Below are 22038 nucleotides of genomic sequence, written 5' to 3' on the forward strand. Positions count from 1 at the left end.
ACTGAACGCTCGTGCAGGTGAAGGACGGTGGTGCGGGTCCGGACCGGCCTCAGGAGGCCGTGCGGATCGCGCGGGCGACGCCCGACGTCCCGACCCGCTCGGGAAAGACCTCGTACAGCAGCTCGTGCACGGCGTCGGCGAAGTCCCGCGGCCGCTCCGCCATCGCGCAGTGCCCGCAGTCGTCGAACATCCGCAGCCGGCCGTCGGGCAGAGCGGCGGCCAGCGCCCGCGCGTCCTCGGGCGGGGCGGCGAAGTCCTCGGCGCCGGCCACGACGAGCACGGGCAGCCGCAGCGCGTCGACGTCGAGTCCGGGGCTGCGCAGATAGGCGCCGAAGAACTGCTGCCAGCCGTACGGCCCGATCCGCTCCCGCACCCTGAGCGCCATCGCGGCACGCAGCTCGGGCGGGACGCGGTCACCCGCGCCGATCCGCAGTCCCTCTTCGAGGATCCGGTGGAACCCGTTCAGGTAGTACTGGGCGTCGTCCCAGGTGAAGGCGTCGGGGGAGCGCCGGTGGAAGGGAGCGACGACGACAGCGGCCCCGATGTCCCCCCGCCGGGCCAGCACCTCGAGGGCCGGTCCCGCGGTGAAGGAGTGCACGACGACCACGTCCACCCCACCGGGCACCTCGTCCAGAGCACGCTCCACATGCCGGCCCGGCTCCTCGGTGACGCTCCACCGCGGGTCGCCCTCGGCCCCCCAGGGCAGCACCCCGTCCCAGACCTCGACCGCGTCATCGGCGAGTTCCGTGTACGCCCCCCACTGGGACGTACTCCCGGCCAGCCCGTGCAGCAGCAACACCCGCACCGGCTCGACGGCTCCGAGCGCCCCTCGCCGCAACCGGACCCGGGCGGCCGCCGACGGCGACGAAAGCGGCACGGGTGGTGCGGGTGGGAACACCAAGGCCGAAGGCGAGGCCGTCACGCCGCACCCCCCGCCGCCGCGAGCAGCAGCAACGCCGCACCCGCGTCATCGCCGCCGGCGTCCCCCGTCCCCGCACTGGCGAGAACGACCTCGGCCACAGCACCGGACCGCCCCTCCAGCCACACCACCCCGGCAGCGCACTGAAGAACCCCGAGCGCACCGGAGGCCGGACCGTACAGAGCGGTCAGGTCGTGCACCGGCACGGCACTGCCCGCCGCCGCACCCAGCCCCGCCGCAGGCGCCCGCACCCCTTCCGGATGCTCGGGCACACACCACAGGCCGACAACCCCGGACGTACGCCGCCGCACCTCGGACACCGCGTCCGCATGCCGGCCCCGCCGCGCGTACGGCCCGAGGACGGCCAGCGGCCGCACCCCCCGCGCCTCGGCCGAGGTCCTCGACTCGACGACGAGCGCCGCCGCCCCGTCGAACAGCTCGGGCACCCCGCCCGCACGCTCCTGGGCGACCCCCGTGACATGGCGCACCGCCGGATTGTCCGGCTCCACACCCACCACGAGCATCCGCTCGGCCCGCCCCGAACCGATGAGCAGCCGGGCCCAGTTGACGGCGTCGAGACCGGAGGTGGGCCCGTTGCACAGGGTCAGGTTGGCGCCGCGCAGCCCGTGCGTGATCGCGACCCAGGAGGCCACCACGTTGCTGGAGGTGGCGGGCAGCATCATCGGGCTGGTGCCGAGGTAGGTCGACTCGGCGATGGTCCGCACGGTCTCGCAGACGGTGTCGGCGTTGCCGTAGTTGGTGCTGGCACTGACCCCGACGCTCTCGCCCGGCACCGTCAGATCGCCGGCCTCGTCGAGGAGCGCGGCCGCCCGCAGCGCGTCCCGTGCCGCCACCATGGCGAGCTTGGTTGCCCGGTCCTTGTACCGCAGCCCGCGCCCGCTCAGCCGCGAGACGGGGTCTGCGGCCTCACGATGCCCGTCGGGCAACGCCGAGAGCAACTGCCAGGGCCCGTCGAGTCCACGGACCGCACTGCCCAGCCCGGTGATCACGGCATCCGCCGTGACGGCTTCACTCATCACTCGCCCCCACGCGCTCTACGACGGCGACCGCGTTGAGTCCGCCGAACCCGAAGGAGTCGATCTGCGCGAGCCGCATCGGCTCGGCCGGCCGCTCCGCCACGCCTCGCACCAGCCGGAACCCGGCCACGGCCTCCACGGGATCGTCGAGGTACACGGTGGGCGGCACGGTCCCGGTGCGCAGCACGTCCACCGCCGCGACCAGGCTGTGCAGCCCGGACGCCCCGGCGGTGTGCCCGGTCATCGACTTGATGGCCGTCATGTACGGCGAGACGTCCAGCCCCGCGAACACCGAGCCCAGCGCGGTCGACTCGGCCTCGTCGTTCAGCGGTGTGCCCGTGCCGTGCAGCATGACCAGGTCGATGTCCGCGGGCCGTACGCCGGCCCGCCGGTGTGCCTCCTGGACGGCGGCGGCGATGCTCTTGGCGTCCGGCGCCGAGGGGTGGTAGGCGTCGCAGTTGACCGCGACCCCGCGCACCCGGGCATGCACCCGGGCCGCCGCTCCCGGGCCGTCCGCCTGCCTGCGCAGGACGACGGCCACGGCGCCCTCACCCTGGAGCATCCCGCGCCGGGCCCGGTCGAACGGCCGTACCCGGTCGGGCGCTTCGGGGTAGCAGCGGTCGAGCAGCCCGTAGGTGCTCTCGGTGATGGTGTCGACCCCGGCCACGACCACGGTGTCCGCCGCGCCCGCCTCCAGCAGGTCGGCGCCCATCGCCAGCGCGTACAGCGAGGCCGAGCAGGCGTTGGCGACGGTGTGGGTGTCGGCGGCACCGAAGCGCCGGCGCAGCATGGTGCCGAAGTGCAGGTCGGCTGCGTCGAAGGGGATCCCGTCGCGCCAGGACAGCTCGACGGAGCGCAGCTCCCTGAGCGTCGTCCCGACCAGCACCGGCACCGAGGACAGGTCGTCCCCGAGCCCGGCGTCCGCGGCGGCCGCGGCGACCGCCTGTTCCAGCCAGCGGGTCGCCCGCAGCGGCTCGTCGACGCCGGGCGCCGGCCGGTCGTCGATCTCGTAGGCCACCTGCGCCCGGAATTTCTCCCGGTCGTAGCCGCGCAGCGGTCCGAGCCCGCTCCGCCCCGCGACCAGCGAGTCGAAGATCTCCTCGACACTGCCGCCGATGCTGGCGACGGCCCCCATCCCGGTCACGATCCAGCTCATGCCGCGCTCCGGTGGTCCCGGAACGCGCCGAGGATGAGGACGGCGTTGTTTCCGCCGAAGGCCAGCGCGTTGTTCTGGACGATGGTCAGCTCCGCCGCGACGGCCTCGTTGGGTACGCAGTCGACCGCGCACTCGGGGTCGGTCTCGCGGTGGTTGATCGTCGGCGGGATGAAGCCCTCGGTGATCGCCAGGGCGCAGGCCGCCGCGGAGACGGCGCTGGCCGCGCCCATGCTGTGCCCGATCATCGACTTGATGGAGACGGTGCGCGGCATGGCGTCCTCGCCGAACACCTGGCGGATGGCGCCCGCCTCGGTGATGTCGTTGGCCTTCGTCCCGGTGCCGTGCGCGGAGACGAAGTCGACCTGGTCCGGGGTCACGCCCGCGTTGCGGTGGGCGATCTCGATGGTCCTCGCGATGCTGCCCTGGTCCGGTGCGACCGGGTGCAGGGCGTCGCAGGCGAGCCCGTAGCCGAGCACCTCGGCGTAGATCCGCGCCCCGCGGGCCAGCGCCGACTCCAGGCTCTCCATGAGCAGGATGCCGGCTCCCTCCCCGGTGAGGATGCCCTCGCGGTCCTTGTCGAAGGGGCGGCACACCTCGGGGGCGACGGTGCCGAGCCGGTAGAACCCGGTGAACGTCTTGCGGCAGGCCGCGTCCGCGCCCCCGCACAGGGCGATGTCGACGTCTCCGCTGCGCAGGGCGTCGTAGCCGTAGCCGACCGCGTAGTTGCCCGCCGCGCACGCGGTCGGGATCGTCACGGCCTCCACGTCCGTCAGGCCCAGCTCGCGCACGATGCCCGCGGAGAGCCGGCCCGCGGGAACGCGCCGGGCGACGGCGGGGTCGTACTCCTCGGGCCCGCTGTCGATGCTCATCCCGACGAGCTGGTCGAGGTCGCGGGACTCGCCGTCCGTGGTGCCCACGGACACCAGGGAGCGGCGGGCCCGTACGTCCTCCTCGGTCATGCCCGCGTCCTCGACCGCCATCCGCGCGGCGGCCACCGAGAACTGGCTCGCCCGGCCCAGCTCCTCGGGGTGCTGGCGCACGATCCAGCGCTCCGGCTCGAAGTCGGTGACCTCGCAGCCGTTGGCGTGGGCGAAACCGGTCGTGTCGAACGCGGTGATCGGCTTGACGCCGCTGCGTCCGTCACGGAGTCCGCCGGTGAAGGCCTCGACTCCGATGCCGATGCTGGTGATCACACCGAGTCCGGTGATGACGACCCGGCGGCCGGAGGCCTGTGTGTCCGTGCTGATCGAAGCATTCATCGCAGCTCACCCGTCTGACGGTCGGAAGGGGCGTCAGTGCCGGGCGGCTTCGGCCACCACCGCGTACACACCCTCCAGGTTGACCATGCGGCTGAGCTCGGCCTGGTCGATGGTCACGTGCTGCGTCCGCTCCAGGGCGGCGAGGATCTCGATGGCCCGCAGCGAGTCCGCGTCGTGCTCCTCCTTGAAGAGGCTGGTCCCGGTGACCTCGTCCTCGTCGATCTCGAGGATGTCGCAGACGATCTCCTTGATCTCCTGCTTCCGCTCGGCGTCCAGCCCGTCCGTCAGGCTCACGTTGCTCATCTCGACTCCCTGAGTACGTCACTGCCGGAGCCCGGTGGCCCCGCCCTCTGACGCCCCAAGACTGAGATCGCCCGCTATACGGCCCCTATACGGTCTCTGCGCCCCTGCTCGGAACGCGGGTGCCCGCACCTACTTCGCGCCCACGGGGAACTGCGCGGCCGGCCCCCGTGGGCGCGCTACTCCTCCTCAGCTCCCGCGAGCCACCCCAGCTGCGCCGCCCGCAACCCTGCCTGAAAGCGGCTCCGCGCCCCGAGCCGGCTCATCAACTCCGCCGTGATCCGCCGCCCCGTCCGCACCGAGACCCCGAGCTTGCGCGCCACGACCTCGTCCGTGAGCCCTTCCCCGAGCAGCCGCAGCACCGCCTGCTCCTGCGAGGTCAGCTCCCCCTCCCCCCGTTCCCGGTGCTGCGGCCGCCCCCGGGTGAAGGGCAGCGCGTTCTCCCACACCCGCTCGAACAGCTCGCCCAGCGCGACCAGCACCCCCCGCCCGTGCAGCACCAGCGCCCCCGCCGCGGAGTCGTCGGGATCCGTCGGCAGCACCGCGTGCGCCCGGTCGAACACGAGCATCCGCGACGGCAGTGACACGGTGGTACGCACCTCGTCCCCGTGCGAGTGCAGCCACCGCAGGTGCTCCACGGTCGCCGGATCGTTGTGCACGCTGTCGAGATACACGCTGCGCATCGCCACTCCGCGTCCCGCGAGGTCCTCGCAGAGCGGCCGGCTCGCCTGCCGGCTCTCCGCGGTCTGGGGTCCTCCGGCCGCGAACGTCAGCAGCTCGCCCTCGCACTTCTGCGTGAGCTCCTCGATGCGGGAACGTATCTCCTCCAGCCCGTTGAGCCGCTCGATGACCGAGCCCCGCAGATCCTGCTGCGCGGCGTTGTGGTCGTCGATGAATCGCGCGACTTCCGTCCGCGCCTCGGCCAATTCTTTCTGCCGTTCCAGGAGTTCGTTTTCCCGACGCGTCACCAGGGCCTGGAGAGCCACTTCCGGACTCACCGCGCGCAGGTTTTCCGGAGCGCCCCAGGAGGGTTTTACGAGATTGAGCCGTACACATTCGTCGAGCGCGGAGCGCACTCGCTCCGGCCGCCACCCCAGGGAGGACACGAGGTCCTCCACGGACCCCGGCTGTCTGAGTAGCGACCGGTAGATCTCGGACACATGGGACGGCAGCCCGAGCGGCTCCAGCATCTGTGCTCCTCCCCCAGTGATCACAAAGTGCCGCCGATCATTATGTTTATCCAGAAAATGATTGGCAACGAAAATGTGACGATCCACAGGGTGACCGCACAGTAACAAAGGGCCCGCTTCATCGAAGCGGGCCCTTTCGGCCACGGTTGGCCGACTTCCATCCCCCTGGGGGGACCGTCTCATCCCCAGATGGGGTCCTCGTCCGGGCTGTCCGTCGTCACCGTCACCGAGCCCCAGATGGGGTCCTGCGGAGCGGCGACCGTCGACACCCCGGCCACCTGGGCGGAACCGGAGGCGGCGGCAGAAACGCTCGCGCCTCCCAGCACGACGGTGGCCGAAAGAACCAGGGTGGCGACGGCGGCACGCAGCAGGTTGTCACGCATGAAGTATTTCCCCCTCGGAAATCAAGAATTAAATTTCTTGCGATTCCGTCGGCCGGATTTCCCCGTCCTGCCGACAACTGAATCTTCACCGAGGAACTCCGCGCACCACCACAGAAAAGCAATGCAGGGAGCTGCGCTGGCAAGGTGCTGACAGCGGAATGCACCCCGCCGGTTTCCGCCCCCGAAATCCCGCTCCGCGACCGGAGCCGACTGACCTGGCGCTACGCCCGCCCAACGCGCCGGAGTTCCCCCCTCCGCAGACCCCGCCCAGCCACCCGCTCCGCACAACACCCGCCGCCCGCCCCGGAGCCCGGCCCGGGGGTGCAGCTTGATGCCAGTGAGAGCGACCTCACAGCGTGAGCCCCGCCACCACCCGGGCCCCGCACCGGGACAACAAGAAGCCCCTCAGGTCCAGGACCTGAGGGGCTTCCAGTGGTGCGCGAGGGGGGAGTTGAACCCCCACGCCCTTTCGGGCACTGGAACCTGAATCCAGCGCGTCTGCCTATTCCGCCACCCGCGCATTGGGTGTGTCCTCGGGCTCCTCGCCTTGCGGTGCGGCGCCCTCCGACACGCAGAACATTAGCACGCAGGAGGGGGTGGGTTCACATCCCATATCCGGGGGCAGCCGCCCACCAGCGGGTTCGGATGCGGTCCACCGAACCCGGGTGCCGTCGGCCACGTATCAACCTGTGCTTGTTCACGTATCAACCTCGTACCGGTAGCGCCCGTCTGCCCCGGAGCCGGTCGGGCTCCACAGTCAGGTGCGGGACACTGGTCTGCGGCCACCTCTACGATCCTTGACAGAGGAGTTCGACCGCGGAGTTCGAAGTGGAGCTCCAGAGGGAACTTCGGAGGCGTCGACACCCGTCGACAGTGCCGACAGGGGGAACCAGCCGATTCACCGGCGCGTGGATACGATCAGTAAGCAGTACCAGGTAAGCAGCACACAGCGCAGTACCCAGGACGGCAAGGACGGAGGAGGTGCCTCATGGGAGTCCTGAAGAAGTTCGAGCAGCGTCTCGAAGGTCTGGTCAACGGCACCTTCGCCAAGGTGTTCAAGTCCGAGGTGCAGCCCGTGGAGATCGCGGGCGCGCTCCAGCGGGAGTGCGACAACAACGCCACCATCTGGAACCGCGACCGCACGGTCGTACCCAATGACTTCATCGTGGAGCTGAGCACGCCGGACTTCGAGCGGCTCAGCCCCTACTCGGGCCAGCTCGGCGACGAGCTCGCCGGCATGGTGCGCGACTACGCCAAGCAGCAGCGCTACGCCTTCATGGGCCCGATCAAGGTCAACCTGGAGAAGGCGGACGACCTCGACACCGGTCTGTACCGGGTGCGCAGCCGTACGCTCGCCGGCTCCACCGACCAGCAGGCCCCCGGAACCGCGGCCCCGGCCGCCCGGCCCGGCGCGGGAGCCGGCGGCTACGGCTACCCGCCGGCCGCACCGGCAGGCGCTCCGCCCATGCCGTCCGCCCCGCCTCCCGGCCGTGGCGCCCCCGGCGGCTACGGCTATCCGCAGCCCGCCCAGGCCCAGCGCCCCGGCGCCGGCGGCCCGGTCGGCGCGCCCGCGCCCGGCTCCCGTACCCGCCACTGGATCGAGATCAACGGCACCCGCCATCAGATCTCCCGCGCAACGCTGGTGCTGGGTCGCAGCACCGAAGCCGACGTGCGGATCGACGACCCCGGCGTCTCGCGCCGGCACTGTGAGATCCGGACCGGAACGCCCTCGACGATCCAGGATCTCGGGTCCACCAACGGCATCGTGGTGGACGGGCAGCACACCACCCGCGCTACGCTCCGCGACGGCTCGCGGATCGTCGTGGGCAGTACCACCATCATTTACCGGCAAGCCGAAGGGTGAAGCGGGGGCAATGTCAGAGCTGACCCTCACGGTCATGCGGCTGGGTTTCCTGGCCGTACTGTGGCTGTTCGTGATCGTGGCCGTGCAGGTCATCCGCAGCGACCTGTTCGGTACGCGTGTCACCCAGCGCGGCTCGCGCCGGGAGGCCGGCCGGGCCCAGCAGGCCCAGCGGCAGGCGCCTCCGCAGCAGCGCCAGCAGCCGGCGGCCGGCGGCCGCCAGCGCCGTAACGCCCCCACCAAGCTCGTCGTGTCCGAGGGCACCCTCACCGGCACCACGGTCGCCCTCCAGGGCCAGACCATCACGCTGGGCCGGGCGCACGACAGCACCATCGTGCTGGACGACGACTACGCCTCCAGCCGCCATGCCAGGATCTACCCGGACCGCGACGGCCAGTGGATCGTCGAGGACCTGGGCTCCACCAACGGCACGTATCTCGACCGAACGCGGCTGACGACCCCGACGCCGATTCCGCTGGGCGCGGCGATCCGCATCGGCAAGACCGTCATCGAGCTGCGGAAGTAGTGCTACATCATGAATAGGCGCGAGCGGAGCGAGCACGCGGTGTGGGCCCCCACCCCGGGCCCCGGCGCGCTCCCGACCGGAGGGTGGGCACCGTGCGGATGTACCCGGAGCCGACGGGCGAGGTGCGCATGAGTCTGTCACTGCGCTTCGCCGCCGGATCGCACAAAGGCATGATCCGGGAGGGCAACGAGGACTCCGGATACGCCGGGCCCCGCCTGCTCGCCATCGCCGACGGCATGGGCGGCGCCGCCGCCGGCGAGGTCGCCTCCTCCGAGGCCATCTCCACCATCGTCGCCCTCGACGACGACGTGCCCGGCTCCGACGTCCTCACCTCGCTCGGCGTGGCCGTCCAGCGCGCCAACGACCAGCTGCGCTCCATGGTCGAGGAGGACCCCCAGCTCGAAGGCATGGGGACCACGCTGACCGCTCTGCTGTGGACGGGCCAGCGGCTCGGCCTCGTGCACGTCGGCGACTCGCGCGCGTACCTGCTGCGCGACGGCGTCCTCACGCAGATCACCCAGGACCACACCTGGGTGCAGCGCCTGGTCGACGAGGGCCGCATCACCGAGGAAGAGGCCACCACCCACCCCCAACGCTCGCTGCTGATGCGGGCGTTGGGAAGCGGTGAACACGTCGAGCCCGACCTCTCCATCCGTGAGGTCCGCGCCGGCGACCGCTACCTGATCTGCTCCGACGGTCTGTCCGGCGTCGTCTCCCACCAGACGCTCGAGGACACCCTCGCCAGCTACCAGGGCCCCCAGGAGACCGTGCAGGAGCTCATCCAGCTCGCACTGCGGGGCGGCGGCCCCGACAACATCACGGTCATCGTCGCGGACGTCCTCGACCTGGACACCGGGGACACCCTCGCCGGGCAGCTCTCCGACACCCCGGTCGTGGTCGGCGCGGTCGCCGAGAACCAGCACCAGCTGCACGACAACGGCATCATGCAGACCCCCGCGGGCCGCGCCTCCGGGCTCGGCCGCCAGGGCCACGGGCAGGGCGGCGGCGAGTACGGCCAGCCCAGCTCCTCCGACACCACCGGCTACGTCCCCGCGGACAGCTTCGGCGACTACTCCGACGACGACTTCGTCAAGCCCCGCAAGGGCCGCAAGTGGCTGAAGAGATCGTTCTACTCGGTCCTCGCGCTCGCCGTCATCGGCGGTGGCCTCTACGGCGGCTGGCGCTGGACGCAGACCCAGTACTACGTCGGCGTCAACGACGAGCACGTGGCGCTGTACCGCGGCATCAGCCAGGACCTGGCGTGGGTCTCACTCTCGAAGGTGTCCAAGGACCACCCCGAGATCGAACTCAAGTACCTGCCGCCGTACCAGCAGAAGTCGGTCGAGGGCACCATCGCCGAAGGCGGCCTGAAGACGGCCCAGAAGAAGATCGACGAACTGGGCGTCCAGGCCTCCGCCTGCAAGAAGCAGGCCGAGGCGCAGGCCAAGGAGAGCGAGAAGAACTCCAAGACGGGCGAGGGCCAGGCCGGCGGCACCACGGGAACCACTCAGTCCTCCCTGACGTCCAAGGCCACACCGACCCCGACGAGCACGTCCTCCCCGTCCCCGAACGCTTCCGCATCCCCGACCGCGCCCACGCCCACCCCCGGCCCCACCCTCTCGGACGAGGAGAAGCAGGTCGTCGGGAACTGCGGTACGCAGTAGGCAAGCCGTGAGAGGCCCTGTCACACGATGAGCAGCAGTACTTCGAACACGTCGACGCACCACACGTCCACGATCGGCGCGATCGGCGCCCCGAGCCGCCGCAACACCGAGCTGGCGCTGCTGGTGTTCGCCGTCCTCATCCCGGTCTTCGCCTACGCCAACGTGGGTCTGGCCATCGACGACCAGGTCCCCACCGGGCTGTTGAGCTACGGCCTGGGCCTCGGCCTCCTGGCCGGCGTCGCCCACCTCGTCGTCCGCAAGTTCGCCCCGTACGCGGACCCGCTGATGCTGCCGCTGGCCACCCTGCTCAACGGCCTCGGACTCGTCGCGATCTGGCGCCTCGACCAGTCCAAGCTGCTCCAGCAGATCCATGTCGCCGGCGGCAAGGCCACCAACCAGCTGATCTACACGGCGATGGGCATCGCCCTCTTCGCCGTCGTCCTGGTCTTCCTCAAGGACCACCGCGTCCTGCAGCGCTACACCTACATCTCGATGGTCGGCGCGCTGGTCCTGCTGCTCCTCCCGCTGGTCCCGGGTCTGGGCGCCAACATCACCTACGGCGCCAAGATCTGGATCCAGGTCGGCAGCTTCACCATCCAGCCCGGCGAGTTCGCCAAGATCGTCCTCGCCGTGTTCTTCGCCGGCTACCTCATGGTCAAGCGGGACGCGCTCGCCCTCGCCAGCCGCCGCTTCATGGGCCTGTACCTGCCGCGCGGCCGCGACCTCGGCCCGATCATCGTCGTCTGGATGATGTCGATCCTCATCCTGGTGTTCGAGACCGACCTCGGTACTTCGCTGCTGTTCTTCGGAATGTTCATCATCATGCTGTACGTCGCCACCGAGCGGACCAGCTGGATCGTCTTCGGTCTGCTGATGTCCGCGGCCGGCGCCGTCGGCGTGGCCAGCTTCGAACCGCACGTCCAGACCCGTGTCCAGGCCTGGCTCAACCCGATGCACGAGTACCTGCTCAGCCGCAACGGCAGCAACGACGGCCTCGTCCACTCCGAGCAGGCCATGCAGGCCCTGTGGGCCTTCGGCTCCGGCGGCACCCTCGGCACCGGCTGGGGACAGGGCCACTCCGAGCTCATCCGCTTCGCCGCCAACTCCGACTTCATCCTCGCCACCTTCGGCGAGGAGCTGGGCCTGGCCGGCCTCATGGCGATCCTGCTGATCTACGGCCTGATCGTGGAGCGCGGCGTACGCACCGCCCTCGCCGCCCGCGACCCGTTCGGCAAGCTCCTCGCGATCGGCCTGTCCGGCGCCTTCGCGCTCCAGGTCTTCGTGGTGGCCGGCGGTGTGATGGGCCTGATCCCGCTGACCGGTATGACGATGCCCTTCCTGGCGTACGGCGGTTCCTCCGTCATCGCCAACTGGGCCCTGATCGGCATCCTGATCAGAATCAGCGACACCGCACGCCGCCCGGCGCCCGCCCCCGCCCCCAGCCCCGACGCCGAGATGACCCAGGTGGTCCGCCCGTCATGAACAAGCCCCTGCGCCGGATCGCGATCTTCTGCGGCCTCCTGGTCCTGGCCCTGCTCATCCGCGACAACTGGCTCCAGTACGTCAAGGCCGACAGCCTCAGGGAGGACCCGGACAACCGCCGTGTCCTCATCGCGCGGTACGCCACTCCCCGCGGCGACATCATCGTCGACGGCAAGTCCATCACCGGGCACGCGGAGACGACGTCGGGCGACTTCAAGTACAAGCGCACCTACAAGGACGGCGCGATGTGGGCGCCGGTCACGGGCTTCGTCTCGCAGTCCTACGGCGCCACCCAGCTGGAGTCCATCGAGGACGGCATCCTCACCGGCAACGACGACCGGCTCTTCTTCCGCAACACCCTCGACATGCTCACCGGCAAGCCGAAGGAGGGCGGCAACGTCGTCACCACGCTCAACGCCGCCGCGCAGAAGGCCGCCTACAACGGTCTGAAGAAGCAGGGCGGCAAGGGCGCGGTCGCCGCCATCGAGCCCTCCACCGGCAAGATCCTGGCGCTGGCCTCCTACCCGTCGTACGACCCCTCGACGATCGCCGGCGGCAGCGACTCCGACGCCGAGGCCTGGAAGAAGCTCGACAAGAAGAACAACCCCGACGACCCCTCGCTCAACCGGGCGCTGCGCGAGGTCTACCCGCCCGGCTCCACCTTCAAGGTCGTCACCGCGGCCGCCGCCCTCCAGAACGGGCTGTACACCTCGGCGGACGAGAAGACCAAGTCGCCGCTGCCGTGGACCATGCCGGGCACCACGACCCAGTTGAAGAACGAGGGCAACATCCCCTGCGAGAACGCCACTCTGCGGACCGCGCTGCAGTACTCCTGCAACACGGTCTTCGGCAAGGTCGGCTCCGACCTCGGCAACGAGAAGATGCTCGACGAGGCCAAGAAGTTCGGCTTCACCGAGGAGCAGTTCACGCCGGTCCGCTCCAGCGCGCCGGTCTTCTCCGACGACATGGCGCCCTCCGAGGTCGCGCTGTCCTCCATCGGCCAGTTCAACACCGCCGCGACCCCGCTCCAGATGGCCATGGTCGCCTCGGCCGTCGCCAACAACGGCACCCTGATGAAGCCGTACATGGTCGACTCCCTCCAGGCCCCGAACCTGGACACCCTGGAGAAGACCGAGCCGGAGAAGATGAGCGAGCCGCTGTCGGCGGAGAACGCGCAGATCCTCCAGTCGATGATGGAGACGGTCGTCCAGAAGGGCACCGGTACGACGGCCCAGATCCAGGGCGTCACCGTCGGCGGCAAGACCGGTACCGCGCAGCACGGCGAGAACAACAGCAAGAACCCGTACGCCTGGTTCATCTCCTATGCCAAGGTCGGCGACAGCGCGCCGGTCGCCGTGGCCGTGGTCGTCCAGGACGACAACGCGGTCCGCGAGAACATCTCCGGCAGCGGTCTCGCCGCCCCCATCGCCAAGAGCGTCATGGAGGCGGTCATCGACTCCAAGAAGTGACCCCGCTCACGTCCCCTTCACATCGGTGCACGTTGCGATACCGGTCCTGTATCGGGTGACGCACTTGGCCAGGTCACACAAAGCTAGCCGGGTACGGTAGGCCCGGAGTGCAGCCTCCGACGGCACACACGTGCCGGTCGGGACCGACGGAGAGGGCTGGTAGGAAGCTATGGAAGAGCCGCGTCGCCTCGGCGGCCGGTACGAGCTGGGCCAGGTGCTCGGCCGTGGTGGCATGGCGGAGGTCTACCTCGCCATGGACACGCGCCTCGGCCGCACGGTGGCGGTGAAGACGCTGCGCGCGGACCTCGCGCGCGATCCGTCCTTCCAGGCCCGGTTCCGCCGGGAGGCCCAGTCGGCCGCCTCGCTCAACCATCCCGCGATCGTGGCGGTCTACGACACGGGCGAGGACTACATCGACGGGGTCTCGATCCCGTACATCGTCATGGAGTACGTCGACGGCTCAACGCTGCGCGAGCTGCTGCACTCCGGCCGCAAGCTGCTGCCGGAGCGCTCCCTGGAGATGACCATCGGGATCCTCCAGGCACTGGAGTACTCCCACCGCAGCGGCATCGTCCACCGGGACATCAAGCCGGCGAACGTGATGCTCACGCGCAACGGCCAGGTCAAGGTCATGGACTTCGGCATCGCCCGCGCCATGGGCGACTCCGGCATGACGATGACCCAGACCTCCGCGGTCATCGGCACCGCGCAGTACCTCTCGCCCGAGCAGGCGAAGGGCGAACAGGTCGACGCGAGGTCGGACCTCTACTCCACCGGCTGTCTCCTCTACGAACTGCTGACGGTCCGGCCGCCCTTCGTGGGCGACTCCCCGGTGGCCGTCGCGTACCAGCACGTACGCGAGGAGGCGCAGCCCCCGTCGGTCTTCGACCCGGAGATCACGCCCGAGATGGACGCCATCGTCCTCAGGGCCCTGGTCAAGGACCCGAACTACCGCTACCAGTCGGCCGACGAGATGCGCGCCGACATCGAAGCCTGCCTCGACGGCCAGCCGGTCGCGGCCACCGCGGCGATGGGCTCGGTGGGCTACGGCGGCTACCCGGACGACCAGCCGACCACGGCCCTGCGCGCCGACGCGGGCGCCACCACCATGCTGCCGCCCATGAGCCCGGACGACGGCGGCTTCGGCTACGACGACCGTCCCGACCGGCGCCGCCAGAAGAAGTCGAACACCTCGACGATCCTTCTGGTGGTGGCGGGCATCCTGGTGCTCGTCGGCGCGATCCTGATCGGCAAGTGGATCTTCAGCGGCGGCGGTGCGGGCAACGACACCGTGAAGGTGCCGAACCTCGTCGCCCAGTCGCGGTCCGACGCGGAGAAACTGCTGACCAACAGCGACCTCAAGCTGGGCACGGTCACCAAGAAGACGTGTGAGGAGCAGAGCACGGGCAAGGTCTGTGAGCAGGACCCGGCCCAAGGGACCGAGGTGGACAAGAACACCACCGTGAACCTGGTGGTCTCCACGGGCGCCCCGAAGGTGGCTGTGCCCAACGTGATCGACAAGGACATCGACGCGGCCACGAAGCTGCTTCAAGACAAGGGCTTCGAGGTGAAGACGACCACGACCGAGTCTTCCCAGGACCCGGGCACAGTCCTCAGCCAGAACCCCGACCCTGGGACTGAGCTGGAGAAGGACTCAACAGTGACACTCGAGGTCGCCAAGGCCGAGGAGAAGTCCACGGTCCCGGATGTCACCGGCCAGTCCTGTGACGACGCCAGGGCACAGATGCAGGCGAACAACCTCGTCGGCAACTGCACCGAGGTGGAGACCGACGACACCAACCAGATCGGCAAGGTCATCGCGACCTCGCCGCAGGCCGGTACCCAGGCCGACAAGAACTCGTCGGTCAACATCCAGATCGGCAAGGCGAAGGACAAGACCGAGGTCCCGAACGTCGTCGGCCAGACGGTCGCCCAGGCCCGGCAGATACTCAACAACGCCGGCTTCACGAACATCCAGTTCGCGAACGGCAGCGACCAGAGCGACACCGCGCTCGTGGCCCAGCAGAGCCCGAACGCGGGCGACGAGGTCGACGACCCGGGCGGCACCCAGATCACCCTGGCCACCGTGAGCGTCGGCGGCAACAACGGCGGCAACAACGGCGGAGGCTTCCTCAACGGCGGAAACGGCTAGCCGCCCGGAGAACCCCGCCCAAAGACAAGCCCCGACGCCCCTCACAGGGCGACGGGGCTTTGTCATGGCGACCGTCTTCCTATGTGACGACTCGTTGGCCCGTTGGGGTGGGGTAACGAAGCTCTGCCCTGGCCATGAGGCCCCGCCTCAAACGAAGGGCAGAACGTGATCAACGAATCGGCACTGCTGGAATCCAAGACCCTGCGCGACGGCGTGCTGGAACGGACGGACGTACTCACCGCATCCCTCGCCATCTTCTCCCGCCGAGCCGTCCTCAACGTCGCCATGCTGCTCCGAGACAGCGAAGTCGCACGTCAGGTGCGTGTGTACCTCCTGGACATGGAGTACCTGGCCCGCACCCAGCCTGTGGATAACTCTGTCCGCCCTGATCGAAACATCGGGCGAGCACCGCAAGGAACTGATCGCCCTGCGGGCAGGAGTCCAGCGCATCGAGCGACGTCTCCACCAGCACCACACCCGCCTTCAACGACTCGAAGGCGTACGAGACGACCGGCCCACCGTCGGAGTCATGGCCGCCATGGACGCCATGAACGGCCGCACGTTCGAACACCACATCGCCAGGCTGCTGCGCCGCGACGGATGCACCAACGTGACCGTGCAGGGCGGCCACGAAGACCGGGGTATCGACGTCAGCGGCCTCACGGCCGATGGACGACGCCTCGTCGTCCAATGCAAGCGGTTCGCGAAGGACTTCCAGCGGTTCCCCGGCGCTCCACTGCTCCAGCAGCCCACGGTGTACGACGGTGATCCCGGTCTCGGCGGCGATGAGTAGGCACGGCCCGACGCAAAGAGGCCCGAAGCCGCAAGAGATAGTTGCGGCTTCGGGCCTCCGTCATGCTAGGTCAGTTCCTTCGGCAACGTCCGCTCGCTGTCCACCTTCTCGGTGCGGACCAGCTCACCCCACACCACATACCGGTACCGCGAGGTGTACACCGGCGTGCAGGTCGTCAAGGTGATGTAGTGGCCCGCCTTCTTCTTGCCGGACTCCTTGGGGATCTGGCCGAGGACCTTGACGTTGTACTTCGAGGTCTCGGCGAGAACGGCGTAGGTCTTGTAGACGTACCACTCGTCCTTGGTCTCGAAGACGATCGCGTCGCCCTTTTTGATCTTGTCGATGTTGTGGAACTTCGCGCCGTGGCCGTCGCGGTGAGCGGCGAGGGAGAAGTTGCCCGTCTTGCCGCTGGTGGGGAGCGTGGCCTTGACGGGGTCGGTGTAGTAGCCGGCGACGCCGTCGTTGAGGATCTTCGTCGCGGTGCCCTTCTCGACCAGGACCTCGCCGTTCTTCATCGCGGGGACGTGCAGGAAGCCGATGCCGTTCTTGGTGTCCAGCGCACCGGGACCGCCGGTGGTCCGCTCGGTCCAGCTGTCGCGCACCTTGTCGGCCTGTTTGTCCGCCGCGCGGTCCGCGACGACGTTCGTCCACCACAGCGAGTAGACGACGAACAGGCCGAGCACCAGGCCCGCAGTGATGAGGAGTTCACCGAAGACGCTGACCGCCATGGCGATCCGGCCGGTGCCGCGGCGACGCGGCGCTGGGGTACCGGTGTTCTGCTCTTGCTCGGTGGTCGCTGCCACTAGTCATCTGCCCTTACTGGACGAGCGCATCCGGCTTGCCCTTGCTGCGCGGCCGTTCCTCGACCATCTTGCCCCAGACGATCAACCGGTACTTGCTGGTGAACTCCGGCGTGCAGGTGGTGAGAGTGATGTAGCGGCCGGCCGTGCTGAAACCGGATCCCTTGGGGATGGGGTCGATCACACTCGTGTTGCTCGGAGCCGTCACCGGCAGCGTCGACGTCATCTTGTAGACGAAGTAGTCGTCCTGCGTCTCGACGACGATCGCGTCGCCCGGGGAGAGCTTGTTGATGTAACGGAAAGGCTCGCCGTGGGTGTTGCGGTGCCCGGCGAGGGCGAAGTTGCCGGTCTTGGCGTCGGGCATCGCCGTCTTCAGCGCGCCCTCGCTGTAGTGCCCCACCATGCCCTTGTCGAGGACCTTCTTGTTGCTGACGCCCTCCGCTATCGGCACCACCACGTCCAGCTTGGGGATGTGCAGCAGGGCGAAGCCCTGGCCCGGCTCGAAGGTGCCCGGCGCGCCCTTGCCGCTCGCCCAGTCGTTCTGGAGGCTGCTGGCCTCCTTGTCCGCCTGCGCGTGCGCCCGCACATTCGTCCACCACAGCTGGTAACTGACGAACAGCAGCATCAGCACGCCGGTGGTGATGAACACCTCACCGAGCGCACGGCTCGCGACGACGGCCGCGCCTGGTTTGCGTGCCTTTGCCTGCCGACGGGCCTCGACACGGGAGAGCGGTTTCCCGTCCGGCGACTCCTGCTCGGACTGCGATTCAGGGGCGGCTCCGCCACCATGACGCCCGTGACGGCCCTTGGCGGCCTTTCTGCGGGCCGCACGGCCGCCCTGTGGGGATCCAGTGGCGGATGTGACGGAAGAGGCCGCAGAGGCGGATATGGGGGGCGGCGGCGGATCAGGGATCCGCAGCGCCACCGTCTCGTCATCGGCCGGTGGTACGTACGGCGCCGACGCCCCGCCCGAAGGCGCCCCGCCCAAAGACTCCTCGGCGTAGGGCTCCTCGGCGTAGGGCTTCTCGGCGTAGGAACCACCGCCGAAGGACTCCCCGCCGTAGGGATCGCCGCCGTAGGACTCGTACGACGCGTCGCCGTACAAGTCCTCGCGCTCGGGGCGCAGGGCCGTCACGCCGTGGCCCTGCCCACCACCGGGGCAAGCCCCACCGACCTCGCCACCGCGCCCTGGTCCCCGCACTCCACCAGCCAGTTGGCCAGCATCAGGTGCCCGTGCTCCGTCAGCACCGACTCCGGGTGGAACTGCACACCCTCGACCGGCAGTTCACGGTGCCTCAGCCCCATGACGATCCCGTCGTGCGTCCGCGCGGTGACCTCCAGCTCGGCCGGGACCGTCGCCGGCTCGGCGGCCAGGGAGTGGTACCGGGTCGCCGTGAACGGCGTCGGCAGCCCGGCGAAGACGCCCCTGCCCTCGTGCTCGACGAGCGAGGTCTTGCCGTGCAGCAGCTCGGGGGCGCGGTCCACGACACCGCCGTACGCCACCTGCATCGACTGCATGCCGAGGCAGACACCGAAGACGGGCACCCCGGTCGTGGCACAGTGGCGCACCATCTCGACGCAGACCCCGGCCTCCTCCGGTGTGCCGGGGCCGGGCGAGAGCAGGACACCGTCGAAGCCGTCCTGGGCATGCGCCGTCGACACCTCGTCGTTGCGCAGCACCTCGCACTCTGCACCCAGCTGGTAGAGGTACTGGACCAGGTTGAAGACGAAGCTGTCGTAGTTGTCGACGACGAGAATGCGCGCGCTCACTGGTTGTCCACCGTCACATCGTTGAAGGGCAGCAGCGGTTCGGCCCACGGGAACACGTACTGGAACAGGACGTAGACCACAGCAACGACCAGCACGAGTGAGAGGAACGCCTTCACCCATGCGCTCCCCGGCAGATGCCGCCAGATCCAGCCGTACATGCCGTCCCTTCCGTCGCACCACGGCACCACACTCACGCCGTACCGCACCAGACTAACGGCGCAGGGCAACAGGCTTGCCGTCCTCCACAGGCTGTGTGGAGTCAAGGTGTGCCCAGACGATCAGCCGGTGACTGTGTCCCCACTCCGGATCGCACGTGGTCAGCGTGAGATAGCGGCCAGGCCGCGTGTACCCGGATTTACGTGGCACAGGATCGATCACCTCAATGTCGGTGGGCACTGTTTTGTAAGGCCCTTTGTCGATCCGATACGTGAACCAGGTGGTCCCGTCGGTGAGGACGACCGCGTCACCGCGCCGAAGCTTCGGGAAGTCCTTGAACGGATCCCCGTAGGTGCGCCGGTGCCCGGCGACCGAGAAGTTGCCCTGCTGACCGAGCTGCGCGGTGTTCGCGTAGTGGCCGAGGCCCTTCTTCAGGGTGCCGACCCGGGTGCCTTCGAGCACGGGCTTGTTCCACGTGAAACCAAGCCGCGGAATGTACATGATCGCGAAGGGCTGCCCGCTCCGGTACGGCGCCGGCTCGGCCGGAGTCGCGGTGGCACCCGCCGTCACCTTCGGCTGCTGCACGCTCCCCTTGGACCACTGGTTCTGTAACTGGTCGATCTGGTCGTCCATGACGGTGTCGGCCTTCACACCGGTCCAGAACAGCACATAGGCGACGAACAGCACGATCAGGGCGCCGACGGTGATACACAGCTCGCTGACGGTCCTGACGACGACACGCACCGGCGGCTCCAGGGGCTCACATCGTGCTCACTCCACGGGCTTGGCGTACTGCAGATCCACTGTGCCCGAGTAGCCGGGAAGAGTCACCGTGCCGTCGTCGGCGACATTCCAGCCAAGGCCGTAGACATTGACGTAGACCATGTAGTTCTGGATCGCCTTGGAGTCCGCGAGGGCCTGCTTCAGCTTCCCGGGGTCACCGACCGCCTGGATCTTGTACGGCGGCGAGTAGACGCGGCCCTGGAGGATCAGGGTGTTGCCGACACAGCGCACGGCGCTGGTGGAGATCAGCCGCTGGTCCATGACCTTGATGCCCTTCGCGCCGCCCTTCCACAGGGCGTTGACCACGGCCTGGAGGTCCTGCTGGTGGATGACCAGGTAGTCGGGCTGGGGCTCGGGGTAGCCGGGGAGCTTGGCGGTGGCGTTCGGCGGGGCGTCGTCGAGCGTGACCGTGACCGCCTTCCCCTTGATTTTCTGGGTGCCCGCCCGGTCCTCCAGGGCGGCGAGCTTGTCGTCCTCGGCCTTGGTGCTGCCGTCGTCGCGCTCGGCGAGTGCCTCGACGTCCCGGCGCAGCGAGCCGTTCGACTCGTCGAGCTCACCGTTGTTGTGGCTGCGCTCCTGGATGAGGTCCGAGAGCTTCAGCAGGGACGCGTCCGTGCGGATGTTGGTGCCCTTGGCCGTATTGAAACTCGTGAAGAAAATGAGTCCCGCGAGAGCGAAGACGCCCACCGTGAGCACCCTCACCGGCCGGAAACCCCGCCTGCGGGCAGGACTGGATCCGGACTGGGGTGAGTCGGCAGAATTGCTCAACGTACCCTTATCTCCTTCGGCGCTACGGAAGCACTACGCTAACGGACGCCCGGGGGAGCACTCAGTGTCCCCTTGTACGCTGCCCCGAGCCCGACCAGTTACCTGCGCGGCCACGCAGCGCATCGACAGGAGAGACCCTCGTGCCGAAGTCACGTATCCGCAAGAAGGCCGACTACACGCCGCCCGCGGCGAAGCAGGCGACCGCCATCAAGCTGACCAGCCGCGCGTGGGTAGCCCCCGTGATGCTGGCCATGTTCCTCATCGGGCTGGCCTGGATCGTCGTCTTCTATGTGACGGACGGCTCGCTCCCCATCGACGCTCTGGACAACTGGAACATCGTGGTGGGCTTCGGCTTCATCGCCGCGGGGTTCGGCGTCTCCACCCAGTGGAAGTAGCTCTCCCCAGGGGTATCCGCTGAGTTATCCACAGCCTGGAGCAATTTCCACAGGACCTGGGGAAAAGACGACGATCTGTGGATAACCCATCGGACGTTGACGCCGGTACGACCATCGCACCAGCTTCCGCAAGCTTGTTCGCCCCCTGCCTGACCTGCCCAAATGCAGGTCAGCGCCAGGGGGCGCAGCTGTTCCCGCACTGTATGCACAAGATCCGGCACTCGCTGTGGACAACGGGCCCGCTCAGGTCAGCTGGGCGGTCCTGAACAGCGTCATGCCCACGATGACCAGCAGGACCAGCGCGCAGGTGCCGTACTGCACCAGCGACCGCCGCTCGCGTGGGGCGTGGACCATCGCGTACCCCGTGACGACACCGGCAACCAGACCGCCGATGTGGGCCTGCCAGGAGATGCTGCTCCAGCCGAAGGTGAAGATCAGGTTGATCACCAGGAGCGCCATGATCGGCCGCAGATCGTAGTTGAGCCGTCGCATCAGGACCGCGGTCGCGCCGAAGAGGCCGAAGATCGCACCGGAGGCGCCAAAGGTCTGTGTGGTCGGACTGGCCAGCAGATAGGCCAGGGCGCTTCCCGCGAGACCGGAGACGAAATAGACCGCGAGATAACGCGCGCGGCCCAGGGCCGCTTCGAGCGGGCCGCCGAGCCACCACAGGCTCAGCATGTTGAAGCCGATGTGCCAGATCTGTTCGTGCACGAACATCGAGGTCACCAGGCGGTAGTACTGCCCGTCCGCGACTCCCTCGGTGAGCAGGAACGGTGGCGGCTGATAGGCGCCGACAAGGCTGAGGTCATCCACCAGGGACGCGTTGGTGCTGATGGCGATGAACACCGCGAGGTTGATCCCGATCAGGATCTTGGTCAGCAGCCGGGGGTCGGCCGTGACCGTCCCGCCCGCGAGGGTGCGGGGCCTCGCCGCGGCCGGAGCCGGTCCGCCGCCGCCCCCGTCGCGCACGCACTCGGGGCAATGGAAGCCGACGGAGGCGCTGACCATGCACTCGGGGCAGATCGGGCGCTCGCAGCGGGTGCAGCGGATGCCGGTCTCACGGTCCGGGTGCCGGTAGCAGCCAGGCAGGTTCTGGGCCTCCGGTGTGCTGCCCGCCTCCTGATTCATGCCATCCCCTAAGTCGCCCTGAGTCGTCGTGCCCACATGCACCGCCC

The 22038-nt window shown here is 69.0% G+C and carries 22 protein-coding genes and 1 tRNA gene; 8 read left to right on the forward strand and 15 right to left on the reverse strand.

Annotation, left to right across the window (positions count from 1 at the left end):
* Positions 1-49: 49 nt before the first annotated feature.
* From RNB18_RS08435 to RNB18_RS08470, 8 genes are all read right to left on the reverse strand, one after another.
* Positions 50-877 carry an alpha/beta hydrolase gene (locus RNB18_RS08435; protein WP_311713504.1) on the reverse strand — a complete coding sequence of 276 codons (828 nt, stop codon included), beginning with the start codon at positions 875-877 and terminating at the stop codon, positions 50-52.
* A gap of 41 nt (positions 878-918) precedes the next feature.
* Entirely contained in the window at positions 919-1956 is a 1038-nt protein-coding gene (locus RNB18_RS08440; protein ID WP_311713505.1) for a beta-ketoacyl synthase N-terminal-like domain-containing protein, read from the reverse strand.
* Complete coding sequence (locus RNB18_RS08445) at positions 1949-3112, reverse strand: beta-ketoacyl synthase N-terminal-like domain-containing protein (protein ID WP_311713506.1); 1164 nt, start codon at positions 3110-3112, stop codon at positions 1949-1951. The genes RNB18_RS08440 and RNB18_RS08445 overlap by 8 nt, the downstream gene beginning before the upstream one ends.
* A complete protein-coding gene (locus RNB18_RS08450) occupies positions 3109-4371 on the reverse strand; it encodes a beta-ketoacyl-[acyl-carrier-protein] synthase family protein (protein WP_311713507.1) in 1263 nt (420 codons plus the stop codon). The genes RNB18_RS08445 and RNB18_RS08450 overlap by 4 nt, the downstream gene beginning before the upstream one ends.
* 33 nt (positions 4372-4404) lie before the next feature.
* Positions 4405-4674, reverse strand: coding sequence for an acyl carrier protein (locus tag RNB18_RS08455; RefSeq protein WP_311713508.1), 270 nt, complete (start codon positions 4672-4674; stop codon positions 4405-4407).
* A 176-nt stretch (positions 4675-4850) separates the two neighbouring features.
* Positions 4851-5861, reverse strand: a complete 1011-nt coding sequence (locus tag RNB18_RS08460; protein ID WP_311713509.1) for a helix-turn-helix transcriptional regulator — start codon at positions 5859-5861, stop codon at positions 4851-4853.
* Positions 5862-6040: 179 nt separating this feature from the next.
* Complete coding sequence (locus RNB18_RS08465; protein ID WP_311713510.1) at positions 6041-6244, reverse strand: hypothetical protein; 204 nt, start codon at positions 6242-6244, stop codon at positions 6041-6043.
* Positions 6245-6677: 433 nt separating this feature from the next.
* Positions 6678-6764 (reverse strand) — tRNA-Leu (locus RNB18_RS08470).
* Between the two features lie 468 nt (positions 6765-7232).
* Between RNB18_RS08470 and RNB18_RS08475 the strand changes: the two genes are divergently transcribed.
* From RNB18_RS08475 to RNB18_RS08505, 7 genes are all read left to right on the forward strand, one after another.
* A complete protein-coding gene (locus RNB18_RS08475) occupies positions 7233-8108 on the forward strand; it encodes a DUF3662 and FHA domain-containing protein (protein ID WP_311713511.1) in 876 nt (291 codons plus the stop codon).
* Positions 8109-8118: 10 nt separating this feature from the next.
* The gene (locus tag RNB18_RS08480) at positions 8119-8631 is read left to right on the forward strand and encodes an FHA domain-containing protein FhaB/FipA (protein ID WP_037707129.1); all 513 of its coding nucleotides are present in this window, start codon (positions 8119-8121) and stop codon (positions 8629-8631) included.
* A 98-nt stretch (positions 8632-8729) separates the two neighbouring features.
* Positions 8730-10295, forward strand: coding sequence for a Stp1/IreP family PP2C-type Ser/Thr phosphatase (locus RNB18_RS08485; RefSeq protein WP_311713686.1), 1566 nt, complete (start codon positions 8730-8732; stop codon positions 10293-10295).
* A 27-nt stretch (positions 10296-10322) separates the two neighbouring features.
* Positions 10323-11777, forward strand: coding sequence for an FtsW/RodA/SpoVE family cell cycle protein (locus tag RNB18_RS08490; protein ID WP_057609046.1), 1455 nt, complete (start codon positions 10323-10325; stop codon positions 11775-11777).
* On the forward strand, positions 11774-13246 hold the full coding sequence (locus RNB18_RS08495; protein WP_311713512.1) for a peptidoglycan D,D-transpeptidase FtsI family protein: 1473 nt from the start codon (positions 11774-11776) through the stop codon (positions 13244-13246). The genes RNB18_RS08490 and RNB18_RS08495 overlap by 4 nt, the downstream gene beginning before the upstream one ends.
* 169 nt (positions 13247-13415) lie before the next feature.
* On the forward strand, positions 13416-15398 hold the full coding sequence (gene pknB / locus RNB18_RS08500; RefSeq protein ID WP_311713513.1) for a Stk1 family PASTA domain-containing Ser/Thr kinase: 1983 nt from the start codon (positions 13416-13418) through the stop codon (positions 15396-15398).
* 322 nt (positions 15399-15720) lie between these two features.
* A complete protein-coding gene (locus tag RNB18_RS08505; RefSeq protein WP_311713514.1) occupies positions 15721-16191 on the forward strand; it encodes a DUF2034 domain-containing protein in 471 nt (156 codons plus the stop codon).
* Positions 16192-16256: 65 nt separating this feature from the next.
* Here RNB18_RS08505 and RNB18_RS08510 read toward each other — a convergent pair whose 3' ends face one another.
* From RNB18_RS08510 to RNB18_RS08535, 6 genes are read right to left on the reverse strand one after another with little or no spacing between them, the layout of a single operon-like run.
* Complete coding sequence (locus RNB18_RS08510) at positions 16257-16994, reverse strand: class E sortase (RefSeq protein ID WP_311713515.1); 738 nt, start codon at positions 16992-16994, stop codon at positions 16257-16259.
* A gap of 13 nt (positions 16995-17007) precedes the next feature.
* Entirely contained in the window at positions 17008-18126 is a 1119-nt protein-coding gene (locus RNB18_RS08515; protein WP_311713516.1) for a class E sortase, read from the reverse strand.
* A complete protein-coding gene (locus RNB18_RS08520; protein ID WP_311713517.1) occupies positions 18123-18761 on the reverse strand; it encodes an aminodeoxychorismate/anthranilate synthase component II in 639 nt (212 codons plus the stop codon). Before RNB18_RS08520 ends, RNB18_RS08515 begins: the two co-directional genes overlap by 4 nt.
* A complete protein-coding gene (locus tag RNB18_RS08525) occupies positions 18758-18955 on the reverse strand; it encodes a hypothetical protein (protein WP_311713695.1) in 198 nt (65 codons plus the stop codon). Before RNB18_RS08525 ends, RNB18_RS08520 begins: the two co-directional genes overlap by 4 nt.
* Positions 18956-18971: 16 nt before the next feature.
* Positions 18972-19661, reverse strand: coding sequence for a class E sortase (locus RNB18_RS08530; RefSeq protein ID WP_266562388.1), 690 nt, complete (start codon positions 19659-19661; stop codon positions 18972-18974).
* 27 nt (positions 19662-19688) lie between these two features.
* A complete protein-coding gene (locus tag RNB18_RS08535; protein ID WP_311713518.1) occupies positions 19689-20468 on the reverse strand; it encodes a DUF881 domain-containing protein in 780 nt (259 codons plus the stop codon).
* Between the two features lie 140 nt (positions 20469-20608).
* On the opposite strand from RNB18_RS08535, the gene crgA reads away from it, so the two are divergent.
* Positions 20609-20863, forward strand: a complete 255-nt coding sequence (gene crgA, locus RNB18_RS08540) for a cell division protein CrgA (protein ID WP_311713519.1) — start codon at positions 20609-20611, stop codon at positions 20861-20863.
* Between the two features lie 243 nt (positions 20864-21106).
* Here the strand turns inward: crgA and RNB18_RS08545 are convergent, their stop codons facing one another.
* The gene (locus RNB18_RS08545; RefSeq protein WP_311713520.1) at positions 21107-21991 is read right to left on the reverse strand and encodes a rhomboid family intramembrane serine protease; all 885 of its coding nucleotides are present in this window, start codon (positions 21989-21991) and stop codon (positions 21107-21109) included.
* Positions 21992-22038 lie beyond the last annotated feature (47 nt).

The sequence above is a fragment of the Streptomyces doebereineriae genome, from assembly GCF_031845645.1.
Lineage (GTDB): Bacteria > Actinomycetota > Actinomycetes > Streptomycetales > Streptomycetaceae > Streptomyces > Streptomyces canus.